A 17,115-nucleotide genomic window follows, 5' to 3' on the forward strand; every position below is an offset into this window, starting at 1 on the left:
TTCGGGGCCTGCTGCATCCGCGGATCGCAGTCGTGCCGGATTTGACGCGTTTCCGCTCCAACGAAGCGATCTACCGAATGTCATGCAAGGACGATGCGTCATGAAATCGCCGAACGAGAGTCTGCCGGAGCAGACAGCCGGTCCCTTGGATGTGCAGGACGCAGTCGTTCGTGCCGCCCTCGTCGGCAGTTACGATCGCCTCCGCAGCTATCTACAGCGACGCTTTGGCGGGAAGGCGGAAGCGGAGGAGGTGCTCCAGGCGTTCATGTTGCGCGCGCTGGAGCGGTCCGGCGACATTCGTGATGCGGACTCGGTTCGAGGCTGGTTGAGCAGGGTCCTGGCGACCACCATCGCCGACTTTCACCGTCAGACGTCAAAGAGCAGAACGCGAGAGATGCCGTTCCCGCATGAGCTGAACGAGCGTCTCGCGGCCGATCAGGATCCCGCGGCGAATGCCGCGGTCTGCGAGTGCCTTCATACCCATCTATCCCTGCTGAAGCCGGAACATGCCGAAGTCATCAGAAGGGTGGATCTCGCCGGTGAGCCGCGGGAGCTGGTTGCAGCCGATCTGGGCGTGACCGTCAACAACCTGACCGTTCGCCTTCATCGCGCCCGACACGCCCTGAAGGAGCGTCTTGAGCAGACCTGCGTTGTGTGTTTGGAGGAAAGCTTCTGGGAATGCCGCTGCGCCGACAACAGAAGTCCGACCTAACCCGCCTCGCGGCGGCGGCTCTCGCTGCCGTCGCGCTGGGCGAGCCGGCTGCGATGCAGTGCGAACAGCTCCAGCACCTTGCCGGCCGGCTTTGCGGCGCTGAACAGATAGCCCTGCATCTCGGAGCAGCCGAGCGTGCGGAGCAGGCGCCGCTGCTCCTCGGTCTCGACGCCCTCGGCGGTGGTGGTCATGCGGCGCGCGGCCGCAAGGTTGACGACGGCCTGGACGATGCTGGCGGAGCCGTCGGGGCCGGCGATGTCGTTGACGAAGCAGCGGTCGATCTTGATCTTGTCGAACGGGAAGCGGTGCAGGTAGCTCAGCGAGGAGTAGCCGGTGCCGAAATCGTCGAGCGCGATGCGCACGCCGATGGCGCGGAGCTGGTGCAGGATCGCCAGCGCGGCGTCGTCGTCGCGGATCAGCACCGCCTCGGTGATCTCGAGCTCGAGCCGGCTCGCCGGTAAATTGGAGGCGGCGAGCGCCGCCATGATCTTCAGCGCCAGCGTGCCGCTCTTGAACTGCACCGGCGAGACGTTGACGGCGAGACGGATGTCGTCGGGCCATGTAGCGGCGTCGCGGCAGGCGGTCGCCAGCACCCATTCGCCGATCTCGTTGATCAGGCCGGTATCCTCCGCGATCGGGATGAACTCGGCCGGCGAAACCATGCCGCGATCGGGGTGGCGCCAGCGCACCAGCGCCTCGCAGCCGGTGATGCGATCGTCCTTCAGGCCGAGGCAGGGCTGGTAATAGACCTCGAGGCCGCCATCGGCGATGGCGTGGCGCAGGTCGATCTCGAGCTGCCGCCGCTCGCGGACCTTGGCGTCCATCTCCGGCTCGAAGAAGCGATAGGTGCGGCGTCCGGCGGATTTGGCGGCGTACATCGCCATGTCCGCGTTCTTCAGGAGCTGGTCCAGCGCGGTCCCGTGACCCGGCGCCAGCGCGATGCCGATGCTGGCGTCGGTGGTGAGGTGGTGGCCCATGCAGTCGAAGGGTGCGCGGATGGTCTCGAAAACCCGGGCGACGAGATCGTTGACCTGGTCCGGCGACGTCACTGCGCTCTGCACGATGGCAAATTCGTCGCCGCCGAGTCGCGCCACGAAATCCGCCGGGCCCGCGCAGCGGCTGAGGCTCGCTGCGACCGATTTCAGGAGCTCGTCGCCGACGAGGTGGCCGAGCGCGTCGTTGACGCCCTTGAACTCGTCGATGTCGATGTAATGCACCGCGATCTGTTCGCCGTCGGCGATGGCGGCCAGCTCCTGCCGCAGATGCTCGTGGAACATGGCGCGGTTGGGCAGGTCGGTCAACGCGTCGTAATGGGCGAGGTGGGTGATGCGCTCCTCGATGCGCCGGCGCTCGGTGATGTCCTCGTGCGTCGCCACCCAGCCGCCGTCCGTGAGCGGTTCGTTGAGGATGTGGATCGAGCGCCCGTCGGCGGTGTCGACCACCATGGAGTTGCGCGCGTGGACGTCACCCAGCACGCGCGCGACATAGTCGTCGACGTCGCCGGCGAACGAACCGGTCGCCCTGCGGTGGGCGATGATGTCTTGGAAGCTGGAGCCGGGCTTCACCACTTCGGGCGACAGGCCGTACATCTCGATATAGCGTTCGTTGCACACCACGAGCCGCTGCTCGGCGTCGAACAGCAGCAGGCCCTGGGTCATGTTGTTGACGGCGCGGTCGAGACGCTGCTTTTCCAGCGTCAGCCGTTCCCGCGAGAGGCGGTGCTGCTCGAGAAGCTTGCGCACGATCGCGATCAGCACGCCGGCGATGGCGAGCGCGGAAGAGGCGGCGACCGAGATCAGGATGCCGATCTGCTCGCGCCAGTCCGTCAGGGCCGCCGCGCGCGTCGCGGTGGCCATCATCAGGATCGGGAAGTGGGGCAGGGCATGCGAGGAGATCAGGCGGTCCTCGCCGTCGACGGGGCTGATGAAGCGTCCGGCAAAATGGTCGAGGCTGAAGACTCTCTGCTGCGCGAACGGGCCGTTCTTGAAGTTCCGCCCCATCAATTCGCCGGAATGCGGGTAGCGGGCGAGCAGGGTGCCGTCACGATGCAGCATCGAGATCGTCGCGCCTTCGCCGAGCACGACGGACTCGAAGAACTTCTCGAAATTGGCCGGCTCGATGCCGCGCCCGACCACGCCCATGAACTCGCCGTTCGGGCCGACGATCTTGCGGACGATCAGGATGGTCCATGCGCCCGAAACGCGGCTATGCACCGGCTCGATCAGGACATCGGGTGCATTGGGGGCGTATCGGAAGGTGCGGAAATAGGCGCGATCGGCGACGTTGACCTTCGGAGCCGGCCACGCCGTCGACGAGTTGATCAGATTGCCCTCGGCATCGATGACGTTGACGCCGCCCATGTAGGGAAGCGCCTCGATCTTCGAGCGCAGCAGACGGTGGATGTCCTGGCCGGAAAGGCGCTTGCGATAGTCTTCCGCGCTGGCAATGCCGATCGCGCGGACGTGGTCGACAAAATCCTTCTGGATGACCGCGAAATCCTGCAACTGCTGATCGAAATGATGGGCGAGCATCAGCACGGTGTTTTCGAGCTCGCGGCCGGAGTTGCGCAGCGCGCGCTCGCGGAAGTTCTGCGCCATCAGGACCGCGCCGACGGCGATCGCGGCGATCAGCAGCGTGCCGCCCACGACCAGCCAGCGGATCGGTCCGCTGCGCACGAAAGCCTGGTCAAAGAGGCGACTGCCGTATTTCGTCATCATGTGGATCGTTGCCGCGCACACGCCAGGATCAATTCCTGGTCCTCAAGACATCCGTCGGTTTACGGGAACGGTGTGGAGGCGAAGTTAGGAAGCGCGGTTAATGCGACATGAATGCCCACACGCAAAAGCAATCGATACGCGGGATGCTGGACGTGCAGGAATTGCCGCAAGGTTCCTGCGATGCCGATCAATTCCTGCCGGTCATGCGCCGGTCAACCAAGGCTTAACCATCTAACGTGCTGACGATCCTCAAGGCGGCATTGGCACGTGATTTGCGAACACGCATGCCAACGACACAGAGAGGACACGACGATGACGCCTTGAAGAACTTCCTCGCCGACGAGCGCGGCGCGACCGCGATCGAATACGGCCTGATCGCGGACGGCATCGCGCTTGCGATCATCACCGTCGTGAACGGCATGGGCAGCAAGCTCAACACCAAATTCGGGTCGATCAGCACGTCGCTGAAATAGCGCCGGGCTCAGGCGCGGTAATGGCCGGACTTGCCGCCGAGCTTCTCGACGAGATGGATGCCCTCGATGCGCACGCCGCGCTCGACCGCCTTGATCATGTCGTAGATGGTGAGGCAGGCGACGGACACGGCCGTGAGCGCCTCCATCTCGACGCCGGTCGGGCCCGTCACCTTCACGCTGGCACGAACGAGGCAGCCCGGCAGCTTCGCGTCGGGCTCGATATCGACCGTGACCTTCGACAGCGCGAGCGGATGGCAGAGCGGGATCAGCTCCGAGGTGCGCTTGGCGGCCATGATGCCGGCGATGCGCGCGGTGCCGAGCACGTCGCCTTTCTTGGCGTTGCCCGAGACAATGAGATCCAGCGTCGCCGTGGTCATGAGGACGCGGCCTTCCGCGACCGCAAGCCGTTCGGTCGCGGGCTTGTCCGAGACGTCCACCATCCGCGCCTCGCCGGAGGCGCCGATATGGGTGAGGGCAGGGCCGGCCTTGGTCTTGGCGGGCCTGGTCTTGGTGGGCCCTGTCTTGGCCGGCTTGCGCGCCATGTCAGCGCGTACCGGTCGCGCGGGCTGTCGTCTCGCGCGCAAGCAGCGTACGCGTGGCGGCGGTCACGTCAGCCTGCCGCATCAGGCTCTCGCCGACCAGGAAGGTCGACATGCCGACGCGCTCGAGCCGGGCGAGGTCGGCGGGCGTGAAGATGCCGCTCTCGCCGACCATCAGCCGGTCCCCGGGGATCAGCGGCGCCAATGCTTCGCTGGTCGCGAGCGTGGTCTCGAAGGTGCGCAGGTTCCGGTTGTTGACGCCGATCATCGGCGAGCGAAGCTTGAGCGCGCGGTCGAGCTCGGCGCGGTCATGGATCTCGATCAGCACATCCATGCCATAGGCGATAGCCGTGTCTTCCAAATCCCTGGCGGTGGCGTCGTCGAGCGCGGCCATGATGATCAGGATGCAGTCGGCGCCATGCGCGCGGGCTTCGACCACCTGATAGGCGTCGAACATGAAGTCCTTGCGCAGCACCGGCAGTGACGTCGCCGCACGCGCGGCCACCATGAAGTCGAGATGGCCCTGGAACGACGGCGCGTCCGTCAGCACCGAGAGGCAGGCGGCGCCGCCGGCCTCATAGGCCTTGGCTAGCTCTGGCGGATCGAAATCGGCGCGGATCAGCCCCTTCGACGGCGAGGCCTTCTTGACCTCGGCGATCAGCGCGAAGTCGCCGTCGGCATGCTTGGCCTTGATGGCGCGCAGGAAGCCGCGTGGGGCTCCTTGCGCCTTGGCCCTTGCTTCGACAACGGAGAGCGGCTGCGCGCGCTTGGCAGCCGCGATCTCTTCGCGCTTGTACGTCTCGATCTTGGTCAGGATATCCGACATGTCAGGCTCAGCCGTTGGAGACCGCGATCAGGTGCTTCAGCCGTGCGTTCGCCGCGCCGCTGTCGAGCGATTTTACGCCGATCGCGACGCCCTCCTTGAGGTCATTGGCACGCCCGGCCACGACCAGCGCGGCCGCCGCGTTCATCAGTGCCACGTCGCGGTAGGGGCTCGGCTTGCCGTTGAGCACGCTTTGCAGCGCAATCGCATTGGCGTCGGCGTCTCCTCCCTTGAGCGCACCGGGCTCGCAGCGCGGCAGCCCCGCTTCCTCCGGCGTCACCTCGAAGTTCCTGATCTCGCCATTGTGGAGCGAGGACACGAAAGTCGGGCCGGTGAGGGTGATTTCGTCGAGGCCGTCGGAGCCGTGCACCACCCAGGCGGATTCGGAGCCGAGGTTCTTGAGCACCTGCGCCAGCGGCTGCACCCATTGCCGCGAGAACACGCCGACCATCTGCCGCTTCACGCCGGCCGGATTGGACAAGGGGCCGAGCAGATTGAAGATCGTGCGGGTGGCGAGCTCGACCCGGGTCGGGCCGACGTTCTTCATGGCGGGATGGTGGGCAGGGGCGAACATGAAGCCGATGCCGCATTCGCGCACGCAACGTCCGACGTGCTCCGGCCTGAGGTCGATCTTCACCCCGAGCGAGGCCAGCACGTCGGCGGCGCCCGAGCGCGAGGACAGTGCGCGGTTGCCGTGCTTGGCCACCGGCACGCCGGCGCCCGAGACGATGAAGGAGGCGCAGGTCGAGACGTTGACCGAGCCGGAGCCGTCGCCGCCGGTGCCGACGATGTCGATGGCGTCGGGCGGTGCCGTCACGGTCAGCATCTTTGACCGCATCGCCGCGACCGCGCCGGTGATCTCGTCCACGGTCTCGCCGCGCACCCGCAGCGCCATCAGCAGGCCGCCCATCTGCGAGGGCGTGGCTTCGCCCGACATCATGGCGTCGAAGGCGGAAGCCGCTTCGTCACGCGACAGGCTGGCGCCGGTCGCCACTTTTCCAATGATCGATTTCAGGTCGTCCATCGCGTGCTTTCAACTCACTGGTTCGCGCCGGTCACCTGCGCGAAGGCGGCCTGATTAATGGTGGTCCCGATGTCGGTTTCAAGCTTGTTGACGTAGGCGGCGACCTGCTCCTCGGTCTGCGCCCGGTCGAGGCTGTCTTTCAGCTTCTTGACCGCGTCGGAGGCGGCGTCGAACGCGGGATCGACGATGTCGGTGACGCGGAAGACGATCGCTTCGCTGCCGCCGCTCACGGGCGTCTGTCCGACGCCGTCCTTGGCGGTACGGAAGGCGGCCGCCACGACGGTGCCGGGCACCCCGGCGGGCGAGTCGTCGCGCTTGAACCCGGTCGCGGTCTCGACCTTGACGCCGATCGCTGCGGCTTCATCGGCAAGCTTGCCGCCCGCTTCGAGCTTCTGCACCATCTCGGTCGCCTTGGCCTTCAGCTTGGTCGCGATCTGGTCCTGGCGCCAGCGGGCCTCGACCTGGTCGCGGACCTCGTCGAGATTGCGATCGCGCGAGGGCGTGATGGCGAGCACGTCGTACCAGACATAGCCGCCCTTGAACGAGATAGCGTCGTTGTCGACGCCGACGTCGGTGTTGAAGGCCTGCGACACCACGTCGAGGCCCTGCGGGATGTTGGCGACGGGCTGGCCGTTCGGGGCGCGGCCGGAGCGGTCGACGGCGTCGATGGTCACGGCGGTGAGGCCGAGCTTCTGCGCCGCGTCGATCACGCTGGAGCCGCCGCCGCGTTCGTCTTCCATCTTGTCGCGGAGATCGGCGACCTTGACGCGCGCGCGCTCGGTCGCGATCTCGCGCTTGATGTCGCCGACGAGGCTGGCGTAGTTCGCCTCGACGCCCGGCTCGATCTTGTCGACCTTGACGATCGCGGTGCCGAGACGGCCCTGGATCGGCTGGCTGATCTCGCCCGCGGCAAGCGCGAAGGCGGCATCGCCCACCGCCGGGTCGAGCGACGATTTGGTGACGAGCCCGAGATCGACGTCGGAGGCGCTCAGTCCGCGCTCCTTGCCGAGATCCTCGAACGACATTCCGCCGGCGAGGCGCTCGCGTGCGGTCTGCGCCTCGGCCGCGTTGGGGAACACGATCTGGTGGATCTGGCGCTTCTCCGGCGTGCCGAGCCGGTCCTTGCGCTGTTCGAACACTTTCTTCGCGTCCTCGTCGGAGACTTCGGTCCATTTGCCGATCTCTTCCGGCGAGATCACGACGAAGGCGATCTTGCGATATTCGGGCGCGCGGAACTGGACCTTGTGATCCTCGAAATAGGCGGCGATCGCCTCGGGCGAGGGCGCATCGATGGTGCCTGCCTGGGCGGCGTCGAGCCTGACGAACTCGATGGCGCGCTGCTCGTTCTGGAAGCGCGTCAGGACGTCGATCATCGTCTTCGGCGGCTCGAGGCCGGCGCCGATCGTGCCGGTGATCTGCCGGCGCAGCGACACCTTGCGCTGGTCGGAGACGTAGCGCTGCTCGGTGTAGCCGAAGTTGCGGATCACGGCCTGGAAGCGGTTCGGATCGAAGCTGCCGCCGACGCCCTTGAAGTTGGGGTCGTTCATGATGACCTGGCGGATCTGGTCGTCGGACTGGCCGAGCCCGAGCCGGCGCGCCTCTTCGTCGAGAGCTGCTTCCGCGATCGTCTGCTGCAGCACCTGACGGTCGAGGCCGAAGGCGCGGGCCTGATCAGGCGTCAGCGGACGGCCGAACTGGCGGCTGATCTGTTGCAGGCGGTCGGTATAGATCTGGCGGAACTCGTTCAGCGAAATCTCAGTGTGGCCGACCTTGGCCACCGTGGACTGCCCGAAGCCCTTGAAGATGTCGGCGATGCCCCAAATGCCGAAACTGACGATCAACACGCCCATCACCACGGCCATAATGGTCTTGCCGAGCCAGTTTGATGAGGCCTTGCGCATTCCTCGAAGCATTTGGTCCAACTTGTTTGGTCAGGAGGGGAACGGGAGCGCGTCTTAATGCAGATTCCGCAAAAGCGCGTCACCAAATTGATCAATCATCATAAAGTGGCGGCTTTCCCCCCGCAACCTCAGCTCACGCGGCCTCACGAAGCTGCGGTTAAAAGCCCCTGGTCTCTGGAACTGCCGCAGCAGCTCTGCTAGCGCATGCAGAAACCTCATTTTGCTGGAAATGGACATGACCGACGCCATCCGACCGCTGATCGCCGGCAACTGGAAAATGAACGGGCTGAAGGCCTCCGCTGCCGAATTCGACGCCATGCTCAATGGCGCGGCAGACGTGGCCGCCAAGGCCGATCTGCTGGTCTGCCCGCCGGCGACCCTGATCGCCGCCTTTGCCGACAAGGCGCGCGGCAAGAAGGTCGCGGTGGGGGCCCAGGATTGCCACCCCAAGGCCTCCGGCGCCCATACCGGCGATATCGCCGCCGAAATGCTGGCGGATGCGGGCGTGACCGCCATCATCGTCGGCCATTCCGAGCGCCGCGCGGACCATGGCGAGGGCGATGCTTTGGTGCGGCAGAAGGCGGAAGCCGCCTGGCGGGCCGGGGTGACGGCGATCGTCTGCATCGGCGAGACGCAAGCCCAGCGCGATGCCGGCCAGACCCTGGACATCCTGCGCGGCCAGCTCGACGGCTCGCTGCCGGACGGCTCTACCGCGGCCAACCTGGTCGTCGCCTATGAGCCAGTCTGGGCGATCGGCACCGGCCTGACCCCCACGGCCCAGGATGTCGAGCAGATTCATGGGTTTATCCGGGAATTCCTGACCTCCCGGTTTAGGGCGGACGGCGCGAAGATGCGGATCCTCTATGGCGGCTCGGTCAAGCCGTCGAACGCGGCCGAGCTGATGGCCGTGAAGAACGTCAACGGGGCGCTGGTGGGTGGCGCCAGCCTCAAGGCGGCCGATTTCCTTGCGATCGCCAAGGGCTGTCCCTAGCTAATCCAAACCGTTGGTCCGGACCCGATCGGGGGTGGCAATGCCGTTTCCGATCGTGTAACACCGCGCAACTTCAGGAAAACCCGCGAAGCGCGATCGGCCGCCGTCTCGGCGCTGTCGGCTTGTGACGGAAGGGCACTATGCAGACTGTTGTTATCGTCATTCACCTCATGATCGTCGCCGTCATGATCGGCGCCGTCCTGCTCCAGAAGTCGGAAGGCGGCGGCCTCGGCATGGGCGGCGGCGCGGGCTTCATGTCGAGCCGCGGCACCGCGAATCTTCTGTCGCGGACGACTGCGATCCTCGCCGCCGGCTTCTTCCTGACCAGCCTGTTCCTGTCCTGGTACGCCGGATACAACCGCGCGCCGTCGTCGATCATTGGCCAGCCGGCATCGCAGGGCCAGCCGGCCGGCGGCTCGCCGATTGCACCGCCGACCTCGGGGGGCATCCTGGATTCGCTGAAGAAGGCCGACGAGCAGCAGGCGCCGGCAGCGCCGAGCGGCCCGCAGGTGCCTCGTTCGCAATAAAGCAGGGGGGCCATGCAGGGCGGCTTCTACCGTTCTGCATCAACAATCCCCATCAAGGCACTGTCACCACTCTTCGTTCCGGTTCACCCACAGGCCCGCAAAATCTTTGGGGCGGAATACGAATCGCTTTGGCGAATCGAATTCGAGGGATTAGAGGTTAAGTCCCATGGCGCGGTACATATTCATCACCGGCGGCGTGGTTTCTTCGCTCGGCAAGGGTCTGGCTTCAGCGGCACTCGGTGCACTGTTGCAGGCCCGGGGCTACAAGGTCCGCCTCCGTAAGCTCGACCCCTATCTCAACCTCGATCCCGGAACGATGTCGCCGTATCAGCATGGCGAAGTGTTCGTGACCGATGACGGCGCGGAGACCGATCTCGATCTCGGTCACTACGAGCGCTTCACCGGGCGGCCGGCGACCAAGGCCGACAACATCACGACGGGGCGCATCTACCAGGACATCATCACCAAGGAGCGCCGCGGCGATTATCTCGGCGCGACCATCCAGGTGGTTCCGCACGTCACCAACGCCATCAAGGAATTCGTCCTCGACGGCAATGACGACTACGATTTCGTGCTGGTCGAGATCGGCGGCACCGTCGGCGACATCGAGGGCCTGCCGTTCTTCGAGGCGATCCGGCAGCTCAAGAACGATCTGCCGCGCGATCATGCCGTTTACATCCATCTCACGCTGCTGCCCTACATTCCGAGCGCAGGCGAATTGAAGACGAAGCCGACGCAGCACTCGGTGAAGGAGCTGCGCTCGATCGGCATTCAGCCGGACATCCTGCTCTGCCGCACCGACCGCGAGATCCCGAAGGAAGAGCGGCGCAAGCTCGGGCTGTTCTGCAACGTGCGTGAAAGCGCGGTGATCGAGGCGCGCGACGTCGACAACATCTATGCCGTCCCTGAGGCTTACCACAATGCGGGCCTCGACGACGAAGTGCTCGCCGCTTTCGGCATCGCCTCGCGGATTCCGCCGGAGCTGCGGAGCTGGCAGCAGATCAACGAGCGCGTGCGCAATCCCGAAGGCAACGTCACCATCGCCATCGTCGGCAAATACACCGGCATGAAGGACGCGTATAAGTCGCTGATCGAGGCGCTCTCGCATGGCGGCATCGCCAACAAGGTGAAGGTCAATCTCGACTGGATCGAGAGCGAGATCTTCGAGAAGGAAGATCCCGCGCCGTTCCTCGAGCACGTCAACGGCATCCTGGTGCCCGGCGGATTCGGCCAGCGCGGCGCGGAAGGCAAGATCCGTGCGGCGCAGTTCGCGCGCGAGCGTGACGTGCCGTATTTCGGCATCTGCTTCGGCATGCAGATGGCGGTGATCGAAGCCGCGCGAAATCTCGTCGGCATCGAGGACGCCAACTCCACCGAATTCGGCCCGACCAAGGAGCCGCTGGTCGGTCTGATGACGGAGTGGCTGCGCGGCAACGAGCTCGAGAAGCGCTCGCAGGCCGGCGATCTCGGCGGCACGATGCGGCTCGGCGCCTATCCGGCGGCGCTCAACCGCGGCAGCCGCGTCTCGCAGGTCTATGGCGGCGCGACCGAGATCTCCGAACGCCACCGCCACCGCTACGAGGTGAACACCGCGTACAAGGACCGTCTCGAGCAGCACGGCCTGAAATTCTCAGGGTTGTCGCCCGACGGCGTCCTGCCGGAGATCGTCGAATACGAGGATCATCCCTGGTTCATCGGCGTCCAGTTCCACCCCGAGCTGAAGTCGCGGCCGTTTGAGCCGCATCCGCTCTTCGCCTCGTTCATTCAGGCGGCGATGGTGCAGAGCCGGCTGGTCTGATGGCTCAGCGCGCGGCGGAGTAGTCGCGCGCTTGATGCATCGGCTCCAACGCGGCCCGCGTTGATGGTTCAGGCGCAAGCGATCCCGCGATCAGCTTCATCTGCGGTCGCCGCGTCAGCCTGTAGACGGCGGCGGGCGGCACGTTCAGCAAGGCGCGATCCACGAGCTTTGCGCGCAGGCCCAGCCGGTCGAGCACGGGCCGCGGCACCGGGCAGCTCATGCCATAGGTGAACTGGTAGAAGGCGCCGCCGGGGCGGACATAGTTGAACGCACCACTGACGATCGAGACGACCTTGCGCGTCGACATGTTGAGCAGCGGCAGGCCGCTTATGACCGCGCCGACGGGCGCGCCGTCATAGAGGCGCTCCGTGGTCAGCCGCCCCGCGTCCATCCACAAGACGCGCGCCCCGGGAAAACGCATTTGCAGGAGCTTCATGAAGTCGGAGCCGTATTCGATCAGCGTGAGGTCCTGCTGGCGCACGCCGCGTTTCAGGAGCTTGTAGGTGAATGCGCCGGTGCCGGGGCCGAGCTCGAGGATCGGACCGGTCGATGCGGTGATCTCGCGCGTGATCAGATCGGCGAGTGCCGCACCTGATGGCGCGATCGCGCCGACCCGACGCGGGGCCGACATCCAGGACAGGAAGAAGGAGAGGAAATCGTTGGGCATGTGCACTCCGGCATCTTGGTTGCACCTCGAAAGATCAGAGGTGAGGCGGATGCAGTGTCACGGCCGTGCATTGCGACAGCATTGCGCTGTGAGGGGCGCAGGCGGATTGAATCAATCCTGCGGGATTGGGCGCAGCGTTATTCTGAAACAGGCGCCGCCGTCCGGCCCGTCCGTGACCGAGACGTGGCCGCCATGCAGGTGCACGATCTCGCGCACCATGTTGAGGCCGAGGCCGGCACCGCGATCGAGCGGCGTCAGCCGATAGAACGGCTCGAAGATCTGCTCGCGTTGTTCGGCGGGAATGCCGGCACCTTCGTCCGTGACTTCGATGCTCGCGGCGCTGCTGACGCGAATGCCGATGGTGCCGCGGCGAGGGCCGTGCTGGATCGCATTTTGCACGAGGTTGGTCAGCGCGCGTTCCAACGCGGCCGCGTCACCGATCGTCTCGATCGGCGTCGTGGGTGCATCGAGCGCCAGCTCGTAGCCGGCGGCAATCGCCAGTGGCGCGAGGTCGGCAGCCGCGCCTTGCGCGACCCGGACAAGGTCGACGCGCGTGAACGGATGGCCGCAGCGGTCGAGCCGCTGAATGTCCAGCAACTGCTCGGCAAGCGTCGCCAGCCGCGCGGCATCTTCCAGCAGCCGGGTCTTGTCCGGCCCCGGGGCAAGCGACTCCAGACGCGTGTTGAGGATCGCGATCGGCGTGCGCAGCTCGTGCGCGGCGTCGGCGACGAAACGCTTGTGGCGGGCATAGCCCTGGTCGAGGCGCGCCAGCGCGTCATTGACCGCAGTCACGAGCGGCACGACCTCCAGCGGAATTCTCTCCACCGACAGGCGCGCGCCGCGCTGATGGATGTCGATGCGACGCGCCTGGTCCGCGGTCGTATCGAGTCCTCTGAAGGCGCGCTGCACGATCATCGGTGTCGCGATGAAGGTCGCGGTTCCCATCAGCAGCAGGCCGGGCAGAGCGATGCCGAGGAATGCAAGCGATGTCATGACCAGCGCCTTGGCGCCGGTCAGCCGGCCCTGCGTCGCCGTGATGACCTGCACATTGCCGGCCTCGGTGTCGACCCGCTTCAGCCGCGCCGCCGGCTTGCGCGGATCGTCCTCGAACAGCTGCCAGCCGAGCCGCGCCTGGCTGATCTGGTCGAGGCCGCCGCCGATCGCGGCGAATTCGGCCGGCACGGCGCCTTCGGCGAGCGAATGTCCCTGCCGGTCGCGGACCAGGAACCAGAGGTCTGGTGTCTCGCTACGCAATTGTTTGAGCTCGGGCGTCGGCCGCACGGTCAGGCCGCCCTGTGCGTCGCGTGCGAGTGCGCGCTGCACGACGTCGATCACGCGATCCTCGTCGCGCTCGGCGAGCACAAATCCTGACGCGCACAGCGCGCCGACGACGACGGCAACGAGTGCCAGGAGCAGCGCGGCCTGGAGCGAGAGCAGGCGCCAGCTCAGGCGCGAGCGCAGGCAATAGGGATCGTCGTGCCTGCTCATGGCAGCTTCTTCAGGAGATAGCCGACGCCGCGAATGCCGTGGATCTCGATGCCGGCATCCGCCTCGGCGAGCTTGCGGCGCAGCCGCGAAATATGCGTGTCCAGCGCGTTCGACTGGATCTCGTCGTCGAAATTGTAGACGGCCTCTTCCAGCGCCGAGCGTAGCACGGTGCGGCCGAGGCGGCGGATCAGCGCCTCGAGCACCAACAGCTCGCGACGTGGCAGCTCGAACGGCTGGCCGTCGATGCTCGCCTCGCGATGGCCGACATCGAAGGCGAGGCGGCCTGCGCGGACGACATCGGGCGTAAGTCCCGCGGGGCGCCGCATCACGGCGCGCAGGCGCGCGAGCAGCTCTTCGACCGCGAACGGCTTGGCCAGATAATCGTCGGCACCGCTGTCGAGCCCGGCGATCCGGTCGGCGAGCTCGCCGCGCGCGGTCAGGACGATGATCGGCACGCCGTCGGCGCGCGCCCGGAGCTTCGGAATCAGTGCAAGGCCGTCGCCGTCGGGGAGCTGGCGGTCGAGCAGGACCGCGACATGGACGTCGGCGGAAATGGCCTCTTCCGCCTCGGCAAGTGTAGGGGCATGGTCTACCACCATGTCGTAGCGCTTCAGCGCTGACGCCAGCGCGCCGGCCATCTCCGCCTCATCCTCGACGAGCAAAATCCGCATGATCCGGCACCTGGGCTTCAACCAAAGCCATTCTAGCGGCCCGATCATTGCGGCAGCATTGCGAGAGCCGGATGAGGTGCGTTGCCGAAGGGCTGTCGAGCCATGCGCGAAACGCCACGGGGGCGATCGGGCAGAGCGCAAGACACCATCATGGCCAACCGTTATAACCGCCCCATCCGTTCGGGGAGGAAGTCAGAATGATCTACGAAATGCGCATCTATCGCTGCGTGCCCGGCCGCTTGCCGGCGCTGCTCAAGCGGTTCGAGACGGCAACGCTGAAGATCTGGGAGAAGCACGGCATCCGCCAGGCCGGATTCTTCACCACGCTGATCGGTGAATCCAACCAGGAGCTGACCTATTTCCTCGCCTGGGAGTCGCTCGCCGAGCGCGAGAAGAAGTGGGGCGCATTCATGACCGATCCGGACTGGCTCGAGGCGCGGGCGAAGTCGGAGGCCGACGGCCAGATCGTCGGCAATATCGTCAGCCAGCTCCTGGCGCCGACCGCCTTCTCGGCGGTCAGGTAGCGGCTTCCCGCAAGGGGCGCGCCGGGGAACCCTGGCGCAACCCTGATATTCTGACGGCCCGGCCGAATAGGGTTGATCCGACCCCGATGGCGGTTATGGTCGCGCGGAAACGAGGGATTTGCCTTGAGCTCTTCGACGTCAGCGGCGCCGGTTGTCACCATTGGTCGGGTCAAATTCGGCAATGATCTGCCGATCTCGATCATTGCCGGACCCTGCCAGCTCGAAAGCCGCCAGCATGCGCTGGAGGTGGCCTCTGCGCTGAAGGAGATCGCCGCACGGCTGAACGTCGGCCTCGTCTACAAGACGTCGTTCGACAAGGCCAACCGCACCAGCGCGTCGGCGGCGCGCGGGCTCGGGCTCGCGCAGTCGCTGCCGATCTTCGCGGAGATCCGATCCTCGCTCGGCCTGCCGGTGCTGACCGACGTGCACGAGGCCACGCAATGCGCCGAGGTGGCGCAGGCCGTGGACATCCTGCAGATCCCGGCCTTCCTGTGCCGGCAGACCGATCTGCTGCTGGCGGCGGCCGCGACCGGCAAGGTCGTCAACGTCAAGAAGGGCCAGTTCCTGGCACCCTGGGACATGGCGAACGTCGTGACCAAGATCACGAGCGCGAACAATCCGAACGTGCTCGTCACCGAGCGTGGCGCCTCCTTCGGCTACAACACGCTGGTCTCCGACATGCGCGCGCTGCCGATCCTGGCGCGCACCACCGGTGCGCCCGTGATCTTCGACGCCACCCATTCGGTGCAGCAGCCGGGCGGGAAGGGAACGTCCTCCGGCGGCGAGCGCGAATTCGTGCCGGTACTTGCGCGCGCGGCGGTCGCGGTCGGCGTCGCCGGCGTCTTCATCGAGACCCATCCCGATCCCGATAGCGCACCTTCCGACGGCCCCAACATGGTGCCGCTGCGCGAGTTCGAAGGGCTGATCCGCAGGCTGATGGCGTTCGACGCGCTCGCAAAGAACCTGCGCTGATGCAGCAAGGCGAGGCGCGGCCGCACGATCACGGTCTGCCGGCCGCGCTCTACGTCATCTCCGGCGCGAGCTTCGCCGCGGCGCTGTCGGCGCGTGCGCTCGATCCGGTGCTGCCGCATGTCGCCGAGGATTTTGGCGTCAGCATCGCGACCGCCGCGGGCTTTGCCGCGGTGTTCGCTTTCACCTTCTCGATCATCCAGCCGATTGTCGGCGCGGCCGCCGATCTGTTCGGCAAGACGCGGCTGATGATCGGCTGCCTCGCGCTGCTCGGCCTTGCCAATATTCTCGGCGCGCTCTCGACCTCGTTCTCGGTTCTGTTTGCGACCCGTATCCTTGCCGGCATCGGCTCCGGCGGCGTGTTTCCGGTGGCGCTCAGCCTGACCAGCGATCTGGTCGGGCCGGAGAAGCGGCAGGTCGCGATCAGCCGCACGCTCGCCGGCGCCATGACCGGCAATCTGCTGGGTGCCTCGGCCTCAGGCCTGATCGGCGACTTCCTCGGCTGGCGCGGCGTGCTGGCGGTGCTCGGCGTGCTCGTGATCGTTGCCTCGATCGCGGTCGCCGCCGGCTTTCGCGGCGCCAAGGTCAAGCATCCGCCGAAGACGAGCCTGTCGGCGCTGAAGGCCGGTTATCGCACCATCTTCACCAACCCCAATGCCTATGTGTGCTATTCGGCGGTGTTCGTCGAAGGCTGCTGCGTGCTCGGCCTGTTTCCCTACATCGCCTCGTTCCTGTTCGAGCTCGGCCAGACCTCGCTCTCGATCGCCGGCATCGTCATCGCGGGCTTCGCGGTCGGCGGCCTGTTCTACACGCTGACGGTGTCGCGCCTGCTGCCGTGGCTCGGCATGAAGGGAATGATGATCGCGGGCATGACGCTGGTGGCCTCGCAGCTCGTCGCCGTGGCCTTCGGTCCCCGCTGGGAAGTGCAGGCGCTGAACCTCGTCGTCATGGGCTGGGGCTTCTACATCGCCCATGGCTGTCTCCAGGTGTTCGCCAGCGAGCTGTCGGTCGAGGCGCGCGCCACCGCGCTGTCGCTGCATTCGTTCTTTTTCTTCATGGGACAGACGGTCGGGCCGCTCGCCTACGGCTTCGGCCTCCAGCACGGCGGCAAGATGCCGACGCTGTTCGCGAGCGCCGCGATCATGGTGGTCCTCGGCATCGTCTGCGCCCGGTTGCTCAAGCCGCGTGCACCATCCGACGCGCGCTGAGACACTATTCGGTCCCTTAGGGGGGATCGTCCCCCACCACGACACCGTCGGCCTCGTATACATGGCACACGAATTGCTTTTAT

Annotated in this window: 16 protein-coding genes; 8 read left to right on the forward strand and 8 right to left on the reverse strand. The window is 66.2% G+C overall.

The genetic code is table 11. From position 1 onward, the window contains the following. The first annotated feature begins 100 nt into the window (after window positions 1-100). Complete coding sequence (locus tag BM118_RS01280; RefSeq protein WP_092181163.1) at window positions 101-712, forward strand: RNA polymerase sigma factor; 612 nt, start codon at window positions 101-103, stop codon at window positions 710-712. Here BM118_RS01280 and BM118_RS01285 read toward each other — a convergent pair. Further along, on the reverse strand, window positions 709-3,429 hold the full coding sequence (locus BM118_RS01285; RefSeq protein WP_177234121.1) for a bifunctional diguanylate cyclase/phosphodiesterase: 2,721 nt from the start codon (window positions 3,427-3,429) through the stop codon (window positions 709-711). The genes BM118_RS01280 and BM118_RS01285 overlap by 4 nt on opposite strands. Window positions 3,430-3,713: 284 nt before the next feature. Between BM118_RS01285 and BM118_RS01290 the strand changes: the two genes are divergently transcribed. Further along, window positions 3,714-3,902: a Flp family type IVb pilin gene (locus BM118_RS01290; protein WP_092181169.1), complete on the forward strand. Its 189-nt coding sequence runs from the start codon at window positions 3,714-3,716 to the stop codon at window positions 3,900-3,902. A gap of 8 nt (window positions 3,903-3,910) precedes the next feature. Here BM118_RS01290 and moaC read toward each other — a convergent pair whose 3' ends face one another. From moaC to BM118_RS01310, 4 genes are read right to left on the reverse strand one after another with little or no spacing between them, the layout of a single operon-like run. Beyond that, window positions 3,911-4,444 carry a cyclic pyranopterin monophosphate synthase MoaC gene (moaC, locus tag BM118_RS01295; RefSeq protein WP_092181172.1) on the reverse strand — a complete coding sequence of 178 codons (534 nt, stop codon included), beginning with the start codon at window positions 4,442-4,444 and terminating at the stop codon, window positions 3,911-3,913. Window position 4,445: 1 nt separating this feature from the next. Continuing rightward, window positions 4,446-5,267, reverse strand: coding sequence for an indole-3-glycerol phosphate synthase TrpC (trpC, locus tag BM118_RS01300; RefSeq protein ID WP_092181174.1), 822 nt, complete (start codon window positions 5,265-5,267; stop codon window positions 4,446-4,448). Window positions 5,268-5,274: 7 nt separating this feature from the next. Next, complete coding sequence (trpD, locus tag BM118_RS01305; protein ID WP_092181176.1) at window positions 5,275-6,288, reverse strand: anthranilate phosphoribosyltransferase; 1,014 nt, start codon at window positions 6,286-6,288, stop codon at window positions 5,275-5,277. 14 nt (window positions 6,289-6,302) lie between these two features. Further along, the gene (locus BM118_RS01310; protein WP_092181179.1) at window positions 6,303-8,201 is read right to left on the reverse strand and encodes a SurA N-terminal domain-containing protein; all 1,899 of its coding nucleotides are present in this window, start codon (window positions 8,199-8,201) and stop codon (window positions 6,303-6,305) included. A 223-nt stretch (window positions 8,202-8,424) separates the two neighbouring features. Between BM118_RS01310 and tpiA the strand changes: the two genes are divergently transcribed. From tpiA to BM118_RS01330, 3 genes are all read left to right on the forward strand, one after another. Then, window positions 8,425-9,180: a triose-phosphate isomerase gene (tpiA, locus tag BM118_RS01320; protein WP_092181185.1), complete on the forward strand. Its 756-nt coding sequence runs from the start codon at window positions 8,425-8,427 to the stop codon at window positions 9,178-9,180. Window positions 9,181-9,320: 140 nt separating this feature from the next. After that, window positions 9,321-9,707 carry a preprotein translocase subunit SecG gene (gene secG / locus BM118_RS01325; protein ID WP_027545834.1) on the forward strand — a complete coding sequence of 129 codons (387 nt, stop codon included), beginning with the start codon at window positions 9,321-9,323 and terminating at the stop codon, window positions 9,705-9,707. Window positions 9,708-9,873: 166 nt separating this feature from the next. Next, on the forward strand, window positions 9,874-11,505 hold the full coding sequence (locus BM118_RS01330) for a CTP synthase (protein WP_011087573.1): 1,632 nt from the start codon (window positions 9,874-9,876) through the stop codon (window positions 11,503-11,505). A 4-nt stretch (window positions 11,506-11,509) separates the two neighbouring features. On the opposite strand, the gene BM118_RS01335 is transcribed toward BM118_RS01330, so the two are convergent. The 3 genes from BM118_RS01335 to BM118_RS01345 form a co-directional block, all read right to left on the reverse strand. Further along, window positions 11,510-12,172, reverse strand: a complete 663-nt coding sequence (locus tag BM118_RS01335; protein ID WP_177233927.1) for a class I SAM-dependent methyltransferase — start codon at window positions 12,170-12,172, stop codon at window positions 11,510-11,512. A gap of 111 nt (window positions 12,173-12,283) precedes the next feature. Then, window positions 12,284-13,660 carry a sensor histidine kinase gene (locus BM118_RS01340; RefSeq protein WP_092181191.1) on the reverse strand — a complete coding sequence of 459 codons (1,377 nt, stop codon included), beginning with the start codon at window positions 13,658-13,660 and terminating at the stop codon, window positions 12,284-12,286. Continuing rightward, the gene (locus BM118_RS01345) at window positions 13,657-14,331 is read right to left on the reverse strand and encodes a response regulator (protein ID WP_092181194.1); all 675 of its coding nucleotides are present in this window, start codon (window positions 14,329-14,331) and stop codon (window positions 13,657-13,659) included. The genes BM118_RS01340 and BM118_RS01345 overlap by 4 nt, the downstream gene beginning before the upstream one ends. 197 nt (window positions 14,332-14,528) lie before the next feature. On the opposite strand from BM118_RS01345, the gene BM118_RS01350 reads away from it, so the two are divergent. From BM118_RS01350 to BM118_RS01360, 3 genes are all read left to right on the forward strand, one after another. After that, window positions 14,529-14,855, forward strand: a complete 327-nt coding sequence (locus BM118_RS01350) for an NIPSNAP family protein (protein WP_092181197.1) — start codon at window positions 14,529-14,531, stop codon at window positions 14,853-14,855. Between the two features lie 123 nt (window positions 14,856-14,978). After that, window positions 14,979-15,827, forward strand: coding sequence for a 3-deoxy-8-phosphooctulonate synthase (gene kdsA / locus BM118_RS01355; protein WP_092181200.1), 849 nt, complete (start codon window positions 14,979-14,981; stop codon window positions 15,825-15,827). Further along, window positions 15,827-17,032 carry an MFS transporter gene (locus tag BM118_RS01360; RefSeq protein WP_092181203.1) on the forward strand — a complete coding sequence of 402 codons (1,206 nt, stop codon included), beginning with the start codon at window positions 15,827-15,829 and terminating at the stop codon, window positions 17,030-17,032. The genes kdsA and BM118_RS01360 overlap by 1 nt, the downstream gene beginning before the upstream one ends. The last annotated feature ends 83 nt before the right edge of the window (window positions 17,033-17,115 follow it).

The organism is Bradyrhizobium sp. cf659, assembly GCF_900113725.1.
In the GTDB taxonomy this organism is placed as follows: domain Bacteria; phylum Pseudomonadota; class Alphaproteobacteria; order Rhizobiales; family Xanthobacteraceae; genus Bradyrhizobium.